Below are 17,811 nucleotides of genomic sequence, written 5' to 3'. Positions count from 1 at the left end.
AAAAACTACGGCTTCATCGTTACGATTCGACATATTTCCGACGATGCTCCCCGCGAGGCCGGTTCAAGCGTTAGCGCATCCCCTGCAGGATTGCCACCGCCCAGCATCATCACAGGCGATTGAAGAGCAGCGACAGATTGTTTGCTGGCATCTCGACGATCTCCGGCGCGGAAAAGCCCTGCGCGGCGGCCAGTCTGGTGACAGCCTCGAGGTCCCGCACGCCCCATGCGGGATTGCGACGTTTGAGGTCGGCGTCGAAGGACTCGTTGCTGGGCGCGGTATGCCGGCCGCCGCGCCGGTACGGGCCATAAAGGAAGAGCAGGCCGCCCGGGGGCGTCAGGCGCGCGGCGCCCGTCACCAGCCCGATCGCGGCCTCCCACGGCGCGATATGGATCATGTTGCAGCAGAGCACGGCGTCCGCCCGCTCGACCGGCCACGACTCCATGGTGACGTCGATCTCCAGCGCCGGCCGCACATTGCCGAGGCCAAGCGTCCGTACCCAGTCGTCGACGCTGGCGCGCGCGCCGGCATCGGGGTCGCTGGGCTGGAAGGTGAGGCCCGGCCGGGCGGCGGCGTAGTGCACGACATGCTCGCCGGTGCCGCTGGCAATCTCCAGCACCAGTCCCTTTTCCGGCAGGCGCGGCTGCAGCACCTCGAGGATCGGTTGCCGGTTGCGGGCCGCAGCCGGTGCTTCGCGTCTCATCGTGCCTCCTCGATGGCCTGCCAGATCCGCAGCGGACTCGCCGGACCGTCGAAGCCTTTCACGCCGAGCGGCGCCAGCGCGTCAAGGATGGCGTTGGCGATGGCGGGGAAGGCCGCGATGGCGCCGGCCTCGCCACAGCCCTTCACCCCCAGCGGGTTGGTCGTGCAGCGGGTGGGGTTGAAGCCGAGGTCGAACGAGGGCAGGTCGTCGGCGCGCGGCAGGGCGTAGTCCATGAAGGAGCCGGCCACCATCTGGCCCGACTCCGGGTCGTAGGTCGCATGCTCCAGCAGCGCCTGGCCCGCGCCCTGCGCCATGGCGCCGTGCGCCTGGCCGGCCGCGATCATCGGATTGACCAGCACGCCGTAATCGTCGACCGCCGTGTAGCGCGCCAGGTCGACCCGGCCGGTGTCGCGGTCGATCTCGACCTCGACCACGTGCGCACCGTTGGGAAAGGTCATGTGCTCGCGCTTCCAGGCGTGGAACGTGTCGAGCGGCCTGCCCCTCTCGCGACCGAGCGCCGCCACGTCGAACAAGCCGATGGCCCGGTCGGTGCCGGAGACGACGAAGCGCCCATCCTCGAAGCGGATATCGGCCACCGATGCTTCGAGTGCGTCGGCCGCCAGCGCGGTGCCCTTGGCGATGATCTCGTCGGAGGCGCGCCAGATCGCCGTGCCGCCCATGTAGGTGGCGCGCGAGCTGCCATGGCCGCCGCCGAACGGGATCGCGTCGGTGTCGCCCTGCACGAGGCGGATACGCGCGTTGGGAATGCCCAGCCGAGTGCTGAGGATCTGCGGGAAGGTCGTTTCGTGGCCCTGGCCGATATGCTGGGTGCCGGTGATCAGCGAGACGGTGCCGTCCGCTTCGAAGCGTACGTCGACATTCTCATCGGGCGGACCGCCGGTCGCCTTGATGTGATAGGCGAAGCCCAGCCCGCGCAGCCGTCCGCGTCGTTCGCTCTCGCGCCGTCGGGCATCGAAGCCCGCACGGTCGGCACGGGCCAGGGCATGGTCGAGCGATTCGGCGAAGCGGCCGCTGTCGACCTCGAAGCCGAAGGCATTGGTCATGGGCATCGCTTCGGCCGGCACCATGTTCCATCGCCTGAGATCGGCGCGATCGAAGCCGGTCCGGTGCGCCGCCGCATCGATCAGCCGCTCGACGATGTTGATCGCCTCGGCAAAACCGGGGCCGCGCGTCACGCCGATGGGCGCGGTGTTGGTGACGACGGCCACGACGTGCAGCGCGATCGCGGGGATGCGGTACACCGAGCCCTGGAGATGGATGTACTGGAAGGTCTGCACGCCGCCGCCGGCCCCGGCCATATAGGCGCCGAGATTGGCGACACTCGCGATCCTGAGCGCAAGGAACTTGCCGTTTGCATCGAGCGCCAGCGACGCCTCGGCCTGCATGTCGCGCGCTGCATGGTCCGACAGAAAGACCTCGCTGCGGCTGGCGATCCATTTCACCGGCAGGGCGATCCGGCGCGCGGCCCACAGGATCAGCGCGTGCTCGACATAGGCGAAGTTCTTGGCGCCGAAGCCGCCGCCGACATCGTGCGCGATGAACCGCACGTCCTTCGCCTCGACCCCGAGCGAGCGCGCCACGAAGGTGCGGTTGATGTGGATGTTCTGGCTCGAGACGTGGAGCGTGTAGCGCCCGGTCGTTGGATCGAACGTGCCCACGCCGCCGCGCGGCTCCATCGGGTTCATCACGATGCGATGATTGTCGAGGTCGAGCGACACGACATGCGCGGCCCGGGCGAACGCCGCGTCGGTGCCTTCCGTGTCGCCGGCGTGCCAGTCGAGGCAGGTGTTGTTGGGAATCTCCTTGGCGAGCTGGGGCGCACCGTGGGCGCGTGCGCCCTCCGGTGAGGTCACGGCCGGCAGCGCCTGGTAATCGACGACGACCAACTCGGCGGCGTCGAGCGCCTGCGCGTGCGTCCCGGCGACGATCAGCGCCACGGGTTCGCCGGCAAAGCGGACCTTGTCCGAGGCCAGGAGGGGCTGTGGTGCGAAGGCGAAGGGCTCGCCGGTCTGCACGTTCGCTTCGGCATAGGGACGCAGCGGCTTCAGCCCGTCGGCCGCGGCGTCGGCCGCCGTGAGGACGGCAAGCACGCCGGGCGCGGAGCGTGCCGCCGTCGTGTCGATGGACCGGATCAGCGCATGGGCATGCGGCGAGCGCAGCACCACGGCCTGGGCGACGCCGTCGAACTTCAGGTCGTCGAGATAGGCGCCGTGGCCGGTGACGAACCGCGCATCCTCTCGCCGCAGGGCTGAGTCGCCCATCCGTTCGATCGTCATGTGCGCAACGTCTCCGCGTTCTGTGCCTGGCGCTTCTCGTCCCACCAGTCACGCATCTGGAGGCCCCAGTAGGCAAGCTGAGTCGCCGCCCGTCCGGCGGGACCACCGGCCCAGCCCGTGCCAAAGGGCGCGAACAGGCGCCAGCGCGACGGATCGCCCAGGATGCCGGCCGCGACCGCATCGGCGCCGGCCGCCGTCTGCGCGACGCCATGGCCGCCGAAGGCCGAGCAGACCCAGAGGCCGGGCTCGGTCTCGCCCACCTGGGGCATCTTGTGCGGCGCGTAGCCCATGATGCCGGGCCAGGCATAGGCGATCTCGATCTCGCCGAGCTGGGGATAGACGGAGAGGATGTCGCCGCGCATCATCTCGCGCAGGCGCGGCGGCTCGCTCGTGTCGGTGGTGATGCGGCCGCCCCATAGAAGCCGGTCGCCGTCGACGACCCGGTAGTAGTCGCCGGCACGGCGCGTGTCTGAGATCGCGCCCGTCCAGCGGACCGCCTCGCCGAGCCGGGGACCGAGCTTCCCGGTGACGGCGACATAGGTCGCGACCGGCAGCACCGCCCGCGCGACACCCGGCTGTACGGCACCGAGATCGGCATTGCCGGCCAGCACGACATGCTGTGCCCTGACGCCGCCACGCGGCGTGCGCAGGCGCCAGCCCTTGCCGTCGCGTGTCAATCCGATGGCCTCGGTGTTTTCGTGGACGCGCCCGCCCTGACGCTCGATGTCGTCCGTCAATGTCAGGGCGAGGTTGAGCGGATGGATATGGAACGAGGCCGGGTCGTGGATGGCCTGATGATAGCGCTTCGTTGCCAGCACGGCGCGCACGCGCGAGGTCTCCCAGGGTTCGAACGACGCGCCGAGCTGCTCCGCCAGTTTGCGCGTGCGCTCGGCGAAGCCCGCGCCCTGGTCGGTGCGCGAGACGCTGAGCTTGCCACTGCCCATCAGGATGTCGGGTCGGCCGAGCTCCGCGATCGCCTCGCGCACGATCGCGACGCCGCGCTGTGACTGGGCATAGAGCCGGCGCGCATGATCGAGTCCCAGCCGGTCGATCAGCGCGCCGGAGCGCTGGGCGTAGCCCGGGCCGACGAAGCCGCCGTTGCGGCCGGAGGCGCCCCAGCCGATGCGCCGCCGTTCCAGCAACATCACGCGCTTCCCCTGCCGCGCCAGCAGCCGCGCCGTATGCAGGCCCGCGAAGCCGCCGCCCACGACCGCGACATCGGCCTCTTCCTGCGCGGCGAGCGGCGCACGCGGCTTGTCCACGTCTCGCGTGGCGGCATACCAGCTGGCCGGATAGTCGGATTCGGTCATTTCATTCTTCTCCGCGAGAAGAGGTGCCATGGGAAGGCTTGCGCGGCCACCTCCTCTCCCGCACTAATTTTGCCAGGGATTTTCTACCGACTTCAGCAATTCCGGAGGACGCATGTCGATCGATTTCGATGCGGTGATCATCGGCGCGGGGTTCGGCGGCATGTACATGCTGCACCGGCTTCGCCAGAAGGGCTTCACGGCGCGTGTGTTCGAGGCCGGCAAAGGTGTCGGCGGCACCTGGTACTGGAACCGTTATCCGGGGGCGCGCTGCGACGTGGAGAGCGTCCAGTATTCCTACCAGTTCGATCCGGAACTGGAGCAGGAATGGGAATGGAGCGAGCGCTACGCCACCCAGCCCGAGATCCTGCGCTACGCCAACCATGTCGCCGACCGCTACGAGCTGCGCCGCGACATGCGCTTCGAGACGCGTGTCCGCAAGGCGACTTTCGACGAAACCGCGAATGTCTGGCGGGTCGAGACGGAGAAGGCCGGCGCGTCCGGTACGGCCGAGACGGTCACGGCCCGGTTCGTGATCACCGCGATGGGCTGCCTGTCCTCGCCCAACACGCCGAAGATTCCCGGCCTCGAGGATTTCAAGGGTCCGACCTATCACACCGGCAACTGGCCGCATGAGGGCGTCGACTTCACGGGAAAGACCGTGGGCGTGATCGGCACCGGCTCCTCGGCCATCCAGTCGATCCCGGTGATGGCGGAGCAGGCCAAGCACCTCACCGTCTTCCAGCGCACCGCGAACTACACGGTGCCGGCGCACAACAGGCCACTCGATCCCGACTATGTGCGGCAGGTGAAGGCGAATTATCCCGAGATGCGCCGGCGGGCCAAGACCAAGCCGGCCGGCATCGACTTCACGATCAATCCCGCCTCGGCCGCCGAGACGCCGGAGGAGGAGCGCAATCGGCAGTTCCAGGCACGCTGGGACTATGGCGGGCTGGGTTTCATGGCGTCCTTCTCCGATCTGCTGCTGAATGACGATTCGAACAAGGCCGCGGCGGATTTCGTGCGGGCCAAGATCGGCGAGGTGGTGACGGATCCGAAGACGGCGGCGGCGCTGGTGCCGAAGAACATCATCGGCTGCAAGCGGCTCTGCGTCGACACCGGCTACTGGGCGACCTTCAACCGGCCGAACGTGACCCTGGTCGACATCAGCGACGAGCCGATCGAGCGCATCACGCCGACCGGCCTGCGCGCCAAGGGAGAGGATTTCACCTTCGACTGCCTGGTCCTCGCGACGGGCTTCGACGCCATGACCGGTGCGCTGCTCAAGGTCGACTTTCGCGGTCGCGGCGGCGTGACCTTGAAGGAGCGCTGGAACGAGGGGCCGAAGACCTATCTCGGCCTGACCGTCGTGGACTTCCCCAACCTGTTCATGATCACCGGCCCGGGCAGCCCCTCGGTGCTGACCAACATGCTTCCCTCGATCGAACAGCATGTCGACTTCATCGCCGACTGCCTCGAGTCGCTGCGCGCCCAGGGCAAGACGGTGATCGAGCCGGTGCCGGAAGCGCAGGAGGAATGGGTCGGCCATGTCGGCGACGTGTCCAACATCACCCTTCGCTCGACCTGCAGCTCCTGGTATGTCGGCGCCAACATCCCCGGCAAGCCGCGGGTGTTCATGCCCTATATCGGCGGCCTGCCGGCCTACATCCAGGCCTGCGAGAAGGTCGTGGCCAACGGCTACGAGGGTTTCGCGCTGGCCTGAAGCCAAGGCCGGCGCCGTGGATTGACGACGGCCTCCATATCGTCCTAGAGTTAACTTGTTGGTTAACTAAAGGTGGTGCGGCCGAATGCGGAAGATCCTGACCATCGTCGGCGCGGGCGTCATCGTGGCGATTGCGGCGATCCTGATCTACGCCTCGACCAAGCCCGATTCGTTCCGTGTCCAGCGGACAGCGACCATGAACGCGCCGCCCGAGAAGATCTTTCCCTACATCGAGGGGCTGAAGCGGTGGACGGAGTGGTCGCCCTACGAGGGCCGCGATCCCGCGATGAAGCGCACCTACAGCGGCGCCGAGAGCGGCAAGGGCGCCGTCTATGAATGGGACGGCAACGACAGTGTCGGCAAGGGCCGCATGGAGATCGTCGACTCCAAGCCGCCGAACAAGGTCGTGATCAAGCTCGACTTCCTGAAACCATTCGAAGGTCACAACACGGCCGAACTGACGGTGGAACCGAAGGGCGGTCAGACGATTGTCACCTGGGCGATGTACGGTCCCAGCACCTTCATGACCAAGCTGATCGGCACCTTCATGGACATGGACGACATGATCGGCCGGGATTTCGCGGCAGGATTGGCGAAGCTCAAGACCGTCGTCGAGAAGTGAACACACACTTGTCGAGGAGGATTCATATGAACCGCGTATTGCGTACGTTCGCCGTCGTTCTGGCGATGGGTCCGATGGCAGCACTGGCACAGGCGCCTGCACCCATGGCCCTGCCGCCCGGTGTCTTTGCCGGGGAGCGGGACATCGCGCTGGCGACGGCCGGCGCCTATACGCTCGACGAGATGCATACCGCCGTCATCGTCCGCGTCTCCCATATCGGCTACTCGCAGAGCGTGTTCCGCTTCGACCGCGCCAAGGGCTCGCTCACCTGGGATCCCGCGGCGATCGAGAAGTCGAAGCTCTCGGCCTCGGTCGAGACGGCCTCGATCACGACCAACGTCAAGGGTTTCGCGGAGGAACTGGCGGGCGAAAACTTCCTGAAGTCGAAAGCCTTTCCCGAAGCCACCTTCGTCTCGACCGCGTTCAAGCCCGTCGACAAGACGCGCGGCAAGGTCGAAGGACAGTTCACCCTCATGGGAAAGACGAAGCCCGTGACCTTCGACGTCGAACTGGGCGGCGCAGGCAAGGGCTTCGACAACAAGCCGAGGATCGGCGTTCACGCCGTCGCCACCATCAATCCGCAGGATTACGGCCTGCCGTCGCTCTTCACCGATCCGATCCAGATCCAGATCGATACCGAGTTCGAGAAGAACCCCTAGCAAAGGAGAGAGACATGGCCATTCAACCTTACCTGTTCTTCAACGGCCGCTGCGAGGAAGCGCTCGACTTCTACAAGGAGAAGCTCGGCGCCAGGGTCGACATGCTGATGCGCTTCAAGGAGAACCCCGACAAGGGCGCCATGGAGCATATGAAGGTCGATCCCGAATCCGTCATGCACGCCAGCATGCATATCGGCGACGCGATGATCATGTGCTCGGACGGCATGGGCAGCGACGGCAAGACCAATTTCCAGGGCTTCTCGCTGGCGCTCAACGTCGCCAACGAAGCCGAAGCGGACAAGGCCTTCGCGGCGCTGGCCAAGGAGGGCCAGATCCAGATGCCGATCGGCAAGACGTTCTTCTCGCCGCGCTTCGGCTGCGTCGCCGACAAGTTCGGCGTCTCGTGGATGGTGATTGTCCCGCAGGAGATGTGAGGCTGGTCAAGGTCTCCCAATGGAGCGCGCCACTCCAGTGGCGCTCATGCCTTACCGCTCGATCGGGCCTGGGCGCCACTGGAGTGGCGTGCTCCATTGATCCTCCGACAAAGGAGGAAGAATTACTTCTTCTCGACGTTGGCCGAGCGCAGCGGCACGCCGAATTCGCGGCGGCAGACGTCGGCCAGGACCTCGACGCCCTTGCGGATCGTCTCGGGCTCGGGATTGGCGAAGCAGAGCCGCAGGCGCGAGCGGGCATAGTCCTTGTTGGTCGACCATTCCGGGCCGGGATTGAGCGACACGCCGGCGGCGAGCGCCGCCTGGGCGAGCTTGGTGGTGTCCACGTTGTCGGGCAGCTTGATCCAGAGGTAGATGCCGCCCTCGGGATCGCCGAATTCGGCATCGGTGCCGAACTGCTCGGCCAGCGCCTCGCGCAGGACCTGCAGCTTGGCCGACAGGGTCTTGTTGAGCTTCGGCACGTGGTTGGTGAAGTGCTGCTTGCAAAACTCCGCCAGCACCATCTGCTCGAGCGCGCCGGAACCGGCGTCCTGCTTCAGGCCGAGGATGCGGCCGAGGATCTCCCACTTGGCCACGATGTAGCCGACCCGCAGTGCCGGCGCGATCGACTTGGAGAAGGAGCCGATGAAGATCACGCCTTCGCCCCTGGCCATGGCGTAGAGCGAGGGCGGACGCTTGCCGCTCCAGATCAGGTCGGAATAGCACTCGTCCTCGAAGATCATGACGCCGTACTCGGCGGCGATCTTCAGCAGCTCGGCGCGGCGCGCCTCGCCCATGATGGCGCCGGTCGGGTTCTGCACCGTCGGGATCGTGTAGATGTACTTGGGCTTGATGCCCTTCTGCTTCAGCTCCTCGAGCTTCTGCTTCAGCACGTCGAGGCGCAGGCCCTCATGGTCGAGCGGGATGCCGACGACGTTGGCGCCGATCTTGTTCAGCTTGGTGAGCGCGCCGCCATAGGTCTCCTGCTCGATGATGACGGTGTCGCCCTTCGTCACCAGCAGGCTGTTGATCAGCTCGAGGCCCTGCATCGAGCCCGAGGTGATCAGGATCTCGTCCGACGCGCATTCGATTCCGGCATGGTCCTTGAGCTTGGCCGAGAGGAATTCGCGCAAGGGCTTGTAGCCCAGCGGGCCGCTGTTCAGGCCATAGGTCGCCAGGGTCGCGCCCTCGCGCGTCAGGACGGCCGTCGCCGCGTCGATCAGCGCCTGCACGGGCACGTTGCCGGCGTCGTTGTGGCCGCCGATGAAATTGTACTTCGGGAATCCGTTCCACTTGGCGGCGGGCGCGGGTGTGCCGGGCGCCAGCAGGGGCGCGAAATCGAACGGAGCGGTCATGGTCGTTTCCTCTTTGGTTGGCTAATTGCTGGGCCAACCAAAGGGGAATCGCAACAGGTTTGCGCGGACTCAGGCCGTCGCGCGGAACGAACCGGTGTGAGCCATGTCCCAGGCCCGCCGCCAACGCTTGTCGCTGGTGCCCGACACCAGCTCACCCTCGGCCAGCGCCGGATAGAGGTCGGCATAGGTCGCCACGATGCTCGGCGAGACGCGGCGGGAAATATGGATGGGCTTGAAGTCGGTCGGATGGTCGAGGCCGGCCGCGGCGGTCAGCTCGGCTAGCTCGGCCAGCGTGGCGCGGTGGAAGTTCGCCACCCGTTCCATCTTGTCCGGTACGACCAGCGCCCGCTGGCGCGTCGGGTCCTGGGTGGCGACGCCGGTGGGGCAGCGATCGGTGTGGCAGGACTGCGACTGGATGCAGCCCACGGCGAACATGAAGCCGCGCGCCGAGTTGCACCAGTCGGCGCCCAGCGCCATCGTCCGGACGATGTCGAAGCCGGTGACGATCTTGCCGGCGGCGCCGATCTTGACCCGATGACGGGCGCCGATGCCCACCAGGGCATTGTGCACGATGTGCAGGCCCTGCCGCATCGGCTTGCCGACATGGTCGAGGAATTCCAGCGGCGCCGCGCCGGTGCCGCCCTCCTTGCCGTCGACGACGATGAAGTCGGGATAGATGCCGGTTTCCAGCATCGCCTTGCAGATCGCCAGGAATTCCCATTCATGGCCGACACAGAGCTTGAAGCCGGCCGGCTTGCCGCCCGAGAGACGCCTCATCTCGGCGATGAACTGCATCATCTCGATGGGTGTCGTGAACGCCGTGTGGTGCGAGGGCGAGATGCAGTCCACACCGACCGGCACGCCGCGCGTCAGGGCGATCTCCTCGCTGACCTTGGGGCCCGGCAGCACGCCGCCATGGCCGGGCTTGGCGCCCTGGCTGAGCTTCAGCTCGACCATCTTGACCTGCGGGTTGGCGGCGCCGGCGGCGAACTTCTCGGCCGAGAAGGTGCCGTCGGCGTTGCGGGCGCCGAAATAGCCCGAGCCGATCTCCCAGATGATGTCGCCGCCGCCCTCGCGGTGATAGGGGCTGTAGCCGCCCTCGCCGGTATCGTGGGCGAAGCCGCCCAGCTTGGCACCGCTGTTCAGCGCGCGGATGGCGTTGGCGCTGAGCGCCCCGAAGCTCATGGCCGAGATGTTGAAGATCGAGGCCGAGTAGGGCTGCGTGCAATCCGGCCCGCCGATGGTGATGCGGAACGGCTCCTTGCTGACCGGGGTCGGCGAGATCGAATGGGTCATCCATTCGTAGCCTTCGGCATAGACGTCGTGGGTGGTGCCGAAGGGCCGGACGTCGAGCGTCGACTTGGCGCGCTGGTAGACGATCGCGCGCCGGTCGCGCGGGAAGGGCATGCCGTCCTTCTCGCCCTCGAAGAAGTACTGGCGCATCTCGGGCCGGATCGCCTCGAAGATGAAGCGCAGATGCGCGGCGATCGGATAATTGCGCAGCACCGCGTGCTTGGTCTGGAAATAATCGTAGAGGCCGACGCAGGCGAGGAAGAGGGCGATGAGGAAAGCGATGCCGATCCACCAGGAGCGGGGATCGACGGCCCAGGCCGCTCCCAGCAGGACGGCGAAGAGCGTCGCCAGCGTCCAGGTGATGAATCGCGGCGAGAGCGGCAGCGGCATCGATTTCATTCGGTTCCTCGCGTTCATTGGCGGACCGGTCGGCCCCCCTCACTCTAGCGCAGTTAACTGCGTTCGAATGACATGCTCTTGACGACGGCATAGACCGGCCGTCCGGGCGCCAGGGCCAGGCGGTCGACCGATTTGGCGGTCAGCCGGGCCATCAGGACGGCGCCGCTGCAGTCCAGGCGGACATCGGCCTGCGCATTCGTCGTCGCGCTGATGGACGCGATGCGCCCGGCCAGCACGTTCAGCGCGCTGATGTCCTCGGGAGGCCGGAGGCTCAGCATCACGTCGCGGGCGCGGATATAGGCACGGACATGTGCGCCGGCGGGCGCATCGAGCCGCGGCACCTGCAGCTCGCCCGCGGCGCTTTCCAGCACCGAGAGGTGGAACGTCTCGTCGTGCCGGACGATCCGCGCCTCCAGCACCGCGCCGCCATCGGCGGCATCGGCCATCGGCAGGATGTCCTGGACCGGCCCGACGGCTGCCACCGTGCCCTCGCTCAGGATCACGACCGTCGTGGCGAGCCGGGCGACTTCGGCGACCGAATGGCTGACATAGAGGATGGGGACGCCCGCTTCGTCGCGCAGCCGCTCGATGAAGGGCAGGATCTCGGCGCGCCGCGCTTCGTCGAGCGAGGCGAGCGGTTCGTCCATCAGGACCAGCCGCGGTCTCGCGAGCAGGGCGCGGCCGATGGCGACCCTCTGCTTCTCGCCGCCCGACAGCGAGTCGGGGTCGCGTTCCAGCAAATGGCCGATGCCCAGCAGCTCGACGACGCTGCCGAGATCGGCCGCCGCACCGCCGTCGCCGCGCGCGAACCAGCGCCCGTAGAGAAGGTTGCGCCGCACGCTGAGATGCGGAAACAGCCGGCTGTCCTGGAAGACGTAGCCGATGCGCCTGCGATGGGCGGGCACGCAGACGCCGCGTTCGGTGTCGACAAGCGTCTGGCCGTCGATGGCGATGCGGCCGCGGTCCGGACGGATCAGGCCGCCCGCGATGTTGACCAGGCTGGTCTTGCCGGAGCCCGAACGGCCGAACAGCGCCGTCAGTCCCGGCGCGGCCGTGAAGCGCGCCTGGAGCCGGAAATTGCCGCGCCTGTGGTCGACGTCGATGTCCAGGCTCATGCCGTTTGCCGCCGTGCGCCGATACGCTTGGCCAGCAGCTCCGAGCCGAGCAGCGCCAGCATGGAGATCGCGATCGACACCAGGGTGAGCCGCATCGCGGCGGCGTCGCCGCCCGGCACCTGGGTCAACGTGTAGATCAAGGACGGCAGGGTCTGCGTCTCGCCGGGAATGTTGGAAACGAAGGTGATGGTGGCGCCGAACTCGCCCATCGACTTGGCGAAGGCGAGGATGGCACCGGCGATGATGCCGGGCAGGCAGAGCGGCAGGGTGACGGTGGCGAAGACCCAGAGCGGGTTGGCGCCCAGGGTACCCGCGGCGGCTTCGAGGCGCTGGTCGACCGCCTCGATGGACAGGCGGATGGCGCGCACCATCAGCGGGAAGCCCATGATGGCGCAGGCGAGCGCCGCACCGGTCCAGCGGAAGGAGAAAACGATGCCGAACTCCTCGGCCAGGAACGAGCCGACCGGCCCGCGCCGGCCGAAGGACAGGAGCAGCAGGTAGCCGGTGACGACCGGCGGCATGATCAGGGGCAGGTGAACCAGCGTGTCGAGCAGGCTCCTGCCCCAGAAGCGGCCGCGCGCCAGCAGCCAGGCAACGGCGATGCCGAACGGCAGGCTGGCGAACGTCGCCGTCGTGGCGATCAGGAGGCTCAGCCGTACGGCCGTCCATTCTTCCGGAGTCATACCCTCTTCCGATCAGGAAGTCGGTATAGTCCGCCGGATATAGCGCTGCGTCCAGAGCCGGCTCGCCGAGGCGAGTCCACGCCGAAGTGCCGCGAGGACGATCACCAGCAGCGAGACCGCCAGCACCTTCTGCGCCGGTCGCGGCACCAGCTCGGGATCGAGGTTGGCGGCCAGGACGCGCAGGGGATCGATCTTGTTCACCAGCCCGTACCACGAGGCCTCGAAGACCACCGTGACCAGGGTCGCGCCGGCGGCAAGCAGAAACAGGCCGGCGAAGCCCGTGCGGATCTTCGGCGGGAGCACGCGCCACAGCATCAGCCAGGCGAACAGTCCGGCGGCGAAGGCGGCCTCGCCGATATTGACCTTGGACTGGATGAAGAAGTGCAGGAGGGCCAGCGTGACGGCCGGATAGACCAGCCAGTGCAGGCGCTTCCAGTTGCGCTTCAGCCGCTTCTGCCAGCCATTGGTCGAGGTGATCGCCAGCGCCACCAGGGCGAGGAGGGCCACGAAACCGATGGTGAGATAGAAGCGTTTCACGATCTCCGTGGCGACGACCACCAGGTTCCATTTCTGGTCGAGCACGTAGATCAGGAGGTGGGCCACCGCGTAGAGCGCCGCGGCCACGCCGACCCTTCGCCGGATATGGATCAGCGGCGACCAGTCGAACACGGCGCGCGCGGGCGTCAGCGCCAGCGAGACCAGCAGGAACACGACGGCCCAGTCGCCGGTGATGTGCGTGGCAAGCGTCACGGCGCGCGGCTCGAGATCGCCGGTGTACCAGCGCCAGGCGAGATCGGCGGCGGGCAGGCAGAGGGCGACCAGCGTCGCGAGCCTCAGCCAGAAAATCGTTCGTTGATTGGACACGCGCCGACCCCGTCAGACAAATCAACTGCTTCCCCCTTCAGAGGGGGAAGTGCCCCGTCATACGGGGCGATGGGGTCATGGGCGAAAGACTGGTCCATCATGACCCCTCCGTCGACGTATGACGTCGACACCTCCCCATTTGAATGGGGAGGAAAGCGATTCTGCCTCGCTTGGGAACACCTTAGTCGAATGAGCGATCAACAGCGGGTCAAAGATACGTCATCGCTGGTTGCCGAACAGGAAACGCCAGGTCGTGATCGCGGGCGCCGCCTCGACCCCGAAGGGGCGGAGCCGCGAGGTCGTGAACAGGGAGCGCGCGGCCGCGCCGACGGCCGCGACGTCCGCGCCCTCGACCAGGACGACCCATTCGGATTCATCCGCCCGGGGATGGTCCATGCTCTTGTCCTGCAGGGGCGCATGCATCACCTCGAGATCGTTCTCGCCGACCGCGGCGCCCAGCACGCCGGGGCGCGCGATCAGCTTCGGCAGGATCTGCGTGGACAGGAATTCGACCAGCGCATTGCGCCGGTGCAGGTCCGGCACGAAACGGACCGTGGCCAGCGCCGCGCCAACGCCATGAGTCTGGTCGACCTGGATGCGCAAGGTCAGCCGGGTGAAATGCGTGAACCGCGCCATCACCCGCTGGCTCCACGGCGTCTGGTTGTCCAGCGTCTGCAGATAGTTCGGCGTGCCGAGGACGGCGACGCTGTCGCATTCGTAGACTGCGAGATATCGCGGCGTGCCGCGCACCGCGGCGTAGCGCCGGCCGCGATGGAAGCCCGGCAGGTTCACGCGGTCGTCGATATGCTCACGATTGTACCACTCATTGTAGTCGCGCTCGTCGCGCGCCGACACGTCGGTGAACGTGAGCAGCATTCCCTTGCCGAGGAGGGGCATCATAACTCCTGTCGTGGATGTGCCGGATGCCTATGCAATTTAGCATTTTGCGGAGGCGCAGTTACATCTTTCATGGGCTTCCCAAATGGACGAACGTTTCCTCGACAGTGATCGGTGCCGAGTGTAAACAGGGGCACCGTCGCCCACCCTCGGAGGTGCGCAGGTGGATCACTGGTGCGATCCGCCGTTTCTGTTACCGGTCATCATCGCACTACTGGTCGTCTCGTACGCTCTGCGGCCGGCGTGAGCGGCTCCCGGTGGAAGTCCTGCGCGAACCCCTCGCGTGATGGCGTTGCTCGATTTCCGGCGAGATGAACCGATATGAGGTTCCCGATGATGATCTCCGGCACGCAGAGCGCTTCTGTCCATCCGCCCGGCCCCGATAGTCTCCCGGCTCAAGTCCGCGAAATCGTGGGGGCCGTCCTCGGCATTTCGCCCAACAGGGTGCGCGGCGACGCGGCCCTCGTGGCCGACCTGGGCGCGACCAGCCTCGACTTCGTCGAGCTGGTGATGGCGGTCGAGGATGTGTTCGGTGTCGAAATCTCCGACGCCGAAGCCGACAAGCTGGTTACCCTCGACGACCTCGTCGCGCTCATCGACCGCATGCGGGCGAAGTAGCGGGTGTCATGGCCACGCGCTGAGCAAGCGCTCGTCAGGTGCCTTCTTTCACGTAGTTCAGCGCGACGAGTGCGAGCGTGAGACCCACGGCTGCCCAGAAACGCCATGTCAGAAAGATCCAGGGACCCAGTGCGGGCGGTGCGCGGTCGCTCGGCTTCGGCAGCGTGTCGACGATGCGTCGCGCCGTACCCGCGGCGTCGCCGAGGGCCCAGCGCGTGTCCGGCAGATTGACGAAGGTCGCGGCCAGGGACTCTGCCGCTTCCGCGCGTGGCAACACAGCCAGGCGCGCCGCCTCCTGCCACGGATCGATTCCAATGCGCGCCAGCGCGGTGAGGACGGTGATGTCCTCGCCGCCGTTCCTGGCGCCTTTCCCTTCGGTGCCGACGACGGTGAAGAGAAAGGGCGTGTAGCGGGCCCGGCTCAGCGCATAGTCGGGAAGAACGGTCATGAGCTCCTGATCGGCATGGAGTGCAGTCGCAGACATGCATTTGCCTCTACTGGGGATGAGCGCCTGTCGCGTCGCGAACCTTCACGCGTCAGGAACCCCGCGGGGTCTCATAACGCTCGGATTCGAGATTGCGGGTCGGCGTGAGCTGCACGATCAGGAAATAGAATGCCATGGCGAGCGCTCCCCAAATCAGCCAGGTCGTGAGACGCGCTTTCGGTTTGCGGACGGCCGCATGCATGGTGGTTCCGGTCGCGTCCTTCTTCGTGTTCTGGCCGACCCGTTCAGATCTGACCGCCGCTTCCAGCGACGCGACGCGGGCCTCTTTGGTCTGCGGGATGTCCACGACGGCGCCCTCTGGCAACAAGGCCACCAGGCGGGCCGCGATCTTCGGCACCTCGGCGTCCCGGCCCGTCCTGTCGGGCAGTCGCAGGATGGTGGCGGCCAGAGCCTCGGCTGCCGCGTCGCGCGGCAGTGCGGCGAGACGCGCCGCCTCCTGCCACGGGTCGATGCCGAGCCGCGACAAGGCGGAGAGCATGGTGACCTCCGTACCTGCCGCGTCCTGGCCCAGCGAGCCGAACAGGAAATCGTTGTAGGCCGAGTGGCCGAGTGAATATTCCGGACGCAGGGTCATCGGGCCTCCGGGGTTGGCATTTCTCGTCATCGTGGCCGCGGGGGTGGGCTAGAAGCCCATGCCCCCCATGCCGCCACCGCCCATTCCACCCATTCCACCGGCCATGCCACCGGCTCCGCCGCCTTCGCCGGGCAACTCGGCAATCATGGCCTCGGTGGTGACGAGCAGGCCCGCCACGGAGGCGGCACCCTGCAGGGCGGTGCGGACGATCTTCAGCGGGTCGATGATGCCGGCCTTGATCATGTCGCCGTATTCGCCCTTCTGGGCGTCGAAGCCGAAGTTGGCGTCCTTCTGCTCGAGCATGTGGCCGGCCACCACCGCGCCGTCATGGCCGGCGTTCTGGGCGATCTGGCGGACGGGCGCCTGCAGCGCGCGGCGCACGATGTCGATTCCGGCCTGCTGGTCGGAGTTGGCGCCGCGGCACTCCGTGAGCGCGCGGGTGGCGTAGAGCAGAGCGGCCCCGCCGCCGGCGACCACGCCCTCCTCGACCGCGGCCTTGGTGGCATGCATGGCGTCCTCGACGCGGTCCTTCTTCTCCTTGACCGCGAACTCCGAACCACCGCCCACCTTGATGATGGCGACGCCGCCCGCGAGCTTGGCCAGCCGCTCCTGCAGCTTCTCGCGGTCGTAGTCGGACTCGACCTTGTCGATCTGGGCGCGGATCTGCGCCACGCGGGACTCTATGTCCTTCCTCTTGCCGTCGCCGTCGATGATGGTCGTGTTGTCCTTGTCGATGACGACGCGCTTGGCGGTGCCCAGCATCGCCAGCGTCACGGCCTCCAGCTTCGTTCCGAGGTCCTCGGAGATCTCCTGCGCCGCCGTGAGGATGGCGATGTCGCCCAGCATGTCCTTGCGGCGGTCGCCGAAGCCCGGCGCCTTGACGGCCGCGACCTTGAGGCCGCCGCGCAGCTTGTTGACCACCAGGGTGGCCAGCACCTCGGCGTCGATGTCTTCGGCGATGATCAGCAGCGGCTTTCCCGACTGCGCCACCAGTTCGAGCACCGGCAGCACGGTCGAGAGGCCGGAGAGCTTCTTGTCGTGGATCAGGATGTAGGGGTTCTCGAGCTCGCAGCTCATCCTGGCGGCGTTGGTCACGAAGTAGGGCGAGAGGTAGCCGCGGTCGAACTGCATGCCCTCGACGACCTCGAGCTCGGAGTCGAGCGTGGTCGCCTCCTCGATGGTGATGACGCCCTCATTGCCGACCTTCTTCATGGCCTCGGCGATCATCTTGCCGATGGTCTTGTCGCCGTTCGCCGATACGGTGCCGACCTGGGCGATCTCCTCGCTGGTCGAGACCTTGCGGGCGCGACGCTTCAGCTCCTCGATCACCCAGTCGGTGGCGAGGTCGATGCCGCGCTTGAGGTCCATCGGGCTCATGCCGGCGGCGACCGACCTCAACCCTTCGCGCGTGATCGCCTGCGCGAGCACGGTGGCGGTGGTGGTGCCGTCGCCCGCCGTGTCGGAGGTGCGGGTCGCGACCTCGCGGACGAGTTGCGCACCCATGTTCTCGAAGCGGTCGGAGAGTTCCATCTCCTTGGCGACGGTGACGCCATCCTTGGTGATGCGCGGCGCACCGTAGGACTTGGCCAGCACGACGTTGCGGCCTTTGGGACCGAGCGTCACTTTCACGGAATCGGCCAGCATGTCGACCCCGCGCATCATGCGCGCGCGCGCGTCGCCGCCGAAGCGGACTTCCTTAGCGGACATGGCGTTTCGCCCCCGGGAGGTGTTCTGAATGGGTCGGTCTGACGAGCAGACCTGATCGG

General features: G+C 67.1%; 17 protein-coding genes. 5 read left to right on the top strand and 12 right to left on the bottom strand.

Annotated features, from left to right (window positions below; translation table 11 throughout):
- Positions 1 to 109: 109 nt before the first annotated feature.
- From EPO41_RS23110 to EPO41_RS23100, 3 genes are read right to left on the bottom strand one after another with little or no spacing between them, the layout of a single operon-like run.
- Positions 110 to 703, bottom strand: coding sequence for a DUF938 domain-containing protein (locus tag EPO41_RS23110; RefSeq protein WP_296330371.1), 594 nt, complete (start codon positions 701 to 703; stop codon positions 110 to 112).
- On the bottom strand, positions 700 to 3,000 hold the full coding sequence (locus EPO41_RS23105) for a xanthine dehydrogenase family protein molybdopterin-binding subunit (protein WP_296330368.1): 2,301 nt from the start codon (positions 2,998 to 3,000) through the stop codon (positions 700 to 702). Before EPO41_RS23105 ends, EPO41_RS23110 begins: the two co-directional genes overlap by 4 nt.
- On the bottom strand, positions 2,997 to 4,310 hold the full coding sequence (locus tag EPO41_RS23100) for an FAD-binding oxidoreductase (protein ID WP_296330365.1): 1,314 nt from the start codon (positions 4,308 to 4,310) through the stop codon (positions 2,997 to 2,999). Before EPO41_RS23100 ends, EPO41_RS23105 begins: the two co-directional genes overlap by 4 nt.
- Positions 4,311 to 4,422: 112 nt before the next feature.
- On the opposite strand from EPO41_RS23100, the gene EPO41_RS23095 reads away from it, so the two are divergent.
- From EPO41_RS23095 to EPO41_RS23080, 4 genes are all read left to right on the top strand, one after another.
- Positions 4,423 to 6,030: an NAD(P)/FAD-dependent oxidoreductase gene (locus tag EPO41_RS23095; RefSeq protein WP_296330362.1), complete on the top strand. Its 1,608-nt coding sequence runs from the start codon at positions 4,423 to 4,425 to the stop codon at positions 6,028 to 6,030.
- Positions 6,031 to 6,115: 85 nt separating this feature from the next.
- Positions 6,116 to 6,652, top strand: a complete 537-nt coding sequence (locus EPO41_RS23090) for an SRPBCC family protein (RefSeq protein WP_296330356.1) — start codon at positions 6,116 to 6,118, stop codon at positions 6,650 to 6,652.
- A gap of 26 nt (positions 6,653 to 6,678) precedes the next feature.
- Positions 6,679 to 7,311, top strand: a complete 633-nt coding sequence (locus tag EPO41_RS23085; protein ID WP_296330352.1) for a YceI family protein — start codon at positions 6,679 to 6,681, stop codon at positions 7,309 to 7,311.
- Between the two features lie 14 nt (positions 7,312 to 7,325).
- Complete coding sequence (locus EPO41_RS23080) at positions 7,326 to 7,745, top strand: VOC family protein (RefSeq protein WP_296330350.1); 420 nt, start codon at positions 7,326 to 7,328, stop codon at positions 7,743 to 7,745.
- A 122-nt stretch (positions 7,746 to 7,867) separates the two neighbouring features.
- On the opposite strand, the gene EPO41_RS23075 is transcribed toward EPO41_RS23080, so the two are convergent.
- The 6 genes from EPO41_RS23075 to EPO41_RS23050 form a co-directional block, all read right to left on the bottom strand.
- Positions 7,868 to 9,097, bottom strand: coding sequence for a PLP-dependent aminotransferase family protein (locus EPO41_RS23075; protein ID WP_296330347.1), 1,230 nt, complete (start codon positions 9,095 to 9,097; stop codon positions 7,868 to 7,870).
- Positions 9,098 to 9,166: 69 nt separating this feature from the next.
- Positions 9,167 to 10,789, bottom strand: a complete 1,623-nt coding sequence (locus EPO41_RS23070; protein ID WP_296330345.1) for an FMN-binding glutamate synthase family protein — start codon at positions 10,787 to 10,789, stop codon at positions 9,167 to 9,169.
- Positions 10,790 to 10,842: 53 nt separating this feature from the next.
- Complete coding sequence (gene modC, locus EPO41_RS23065) at positions 10,843 to 11,904, bottom strand: molybdenum ABC transporter ATP-binding protein (protein ID WP_296330341.1); 1,062 nt, start codon at positions 11,902 to 11,904, stop codon at positions 10,843 to 10,845.
- On the bottom strand, positions 11,901 to 12,587 hold the full coding sequence (gene modB, locus EPO41_RS23060) for a molybdate ABC transporter permease subunit (RefSeq protein ID WP_296330339.1): 687 nt from the start codon (positions 12,585 to 12,587) through the stop codon (positions 11,901 to 11,903). The genes modC and modB overlap by 4 nt, the downstream gene beginning before the upstream one ends.
- A 12-nt stretch (positions 12,588 to 12,599) precedes the next feature.
- Positions 12,600 to 13,451 (bottom strand): ferric reductase-like transmembrane domain-containing protein, encoded by an 852-nt coding sequence (locus EPO41_RS23055; protein WP_296330334.1) that lies wholly within the window; start codon positions 13,449 to 13,451, stop codon positions 12,600 to 12,602.
- Between the two features lie 219 nt (positions 13,452 to 13,670).
- A complete protein-coding gene (locus tag EPO41_RS23050; RefSeq protein WP_296330331.1) occupies positions 13,671 to 14,351 on the bottom strand; it encodes a DUF4286 family protein in 681 nt (226 codons plus the stop codon).
- Between the two features lie 330 nt (positions 14,352 to 14,681).
- Between EPO41_RS23050 and EPO41_RS23045 the strand changes: the two genes are divergently transcribed.
- The gene (locus tag EPO41_RS23045; protein ID WP_296330328.1) at positions 14,682 to 14,966 is read left to right on the top strand and encodes an acyl carrier protein; all 285 of its coding nucleotides are present in this window, start codon (positions 14,682 to 14,684) and stop codon (positions 14,964 to 14,966) included.
- A gap of 34 nt (positions 14,967 to 15,000) precedes the next feature.
- On the opposite strand, the gene EPO41_RS23040 is transcribed toward EPO41_RS23045, so the two are convergent.
- From EPO41_RS23040 to groL, 3 genes are read right to left on the bottom strand one after another with little or no spacing between them, the layout of a single operon-like run.
- Entirely contained in the window at positions 15,001 to 15,450 is a 450-nt protein-coding gene (locus tag EPO41_RS23040; protein WP_296330325.1) for a hypothetical protein, read from the bottom strand.
- 52 nt (positions 15,451 to 15,502) lie between these two features.
- Positions 15,503 to 16,045 carry a hypothetical protein gene (locus EPO41_RS23035; RefSeq protein ID WP_296330322.1) on the bottom strand — a complete coding sequence of 181 codons (543 nt, stop codon included), beginning with the start codon at positions 16,043 to 16,045 and terminating at the stop codon, positions 15,503 to 15,505.
- A gap of 48 nt (positions 16,046 to 16,093) precedes the next feature.
- Positions 16,094 to 17,752, bottom strand: coding sequence for a chaperonin GroEL (groL, locus tag EPO41_RS23030; protein WP_296330319.1), 1,659 nt, complete (start codon positions 17,750 to 17,752; stop codon positions 16,094 to 16,096).
- Between the last annotated feature and the right edge of the window lie 59 nt (positions 17,753 to 17,811).

It is taken from the genome of Reyranella sp. (assembly GCF_004297265.1).
Lineage (GTDB): Bacteria > Pseudomonadota > Alphaproteobacteria > Reyranellales > Reyranellaceae > Reyranella.
This window is presented reverse-complemented; position numbering and strand designations above follow the sequence as displayed.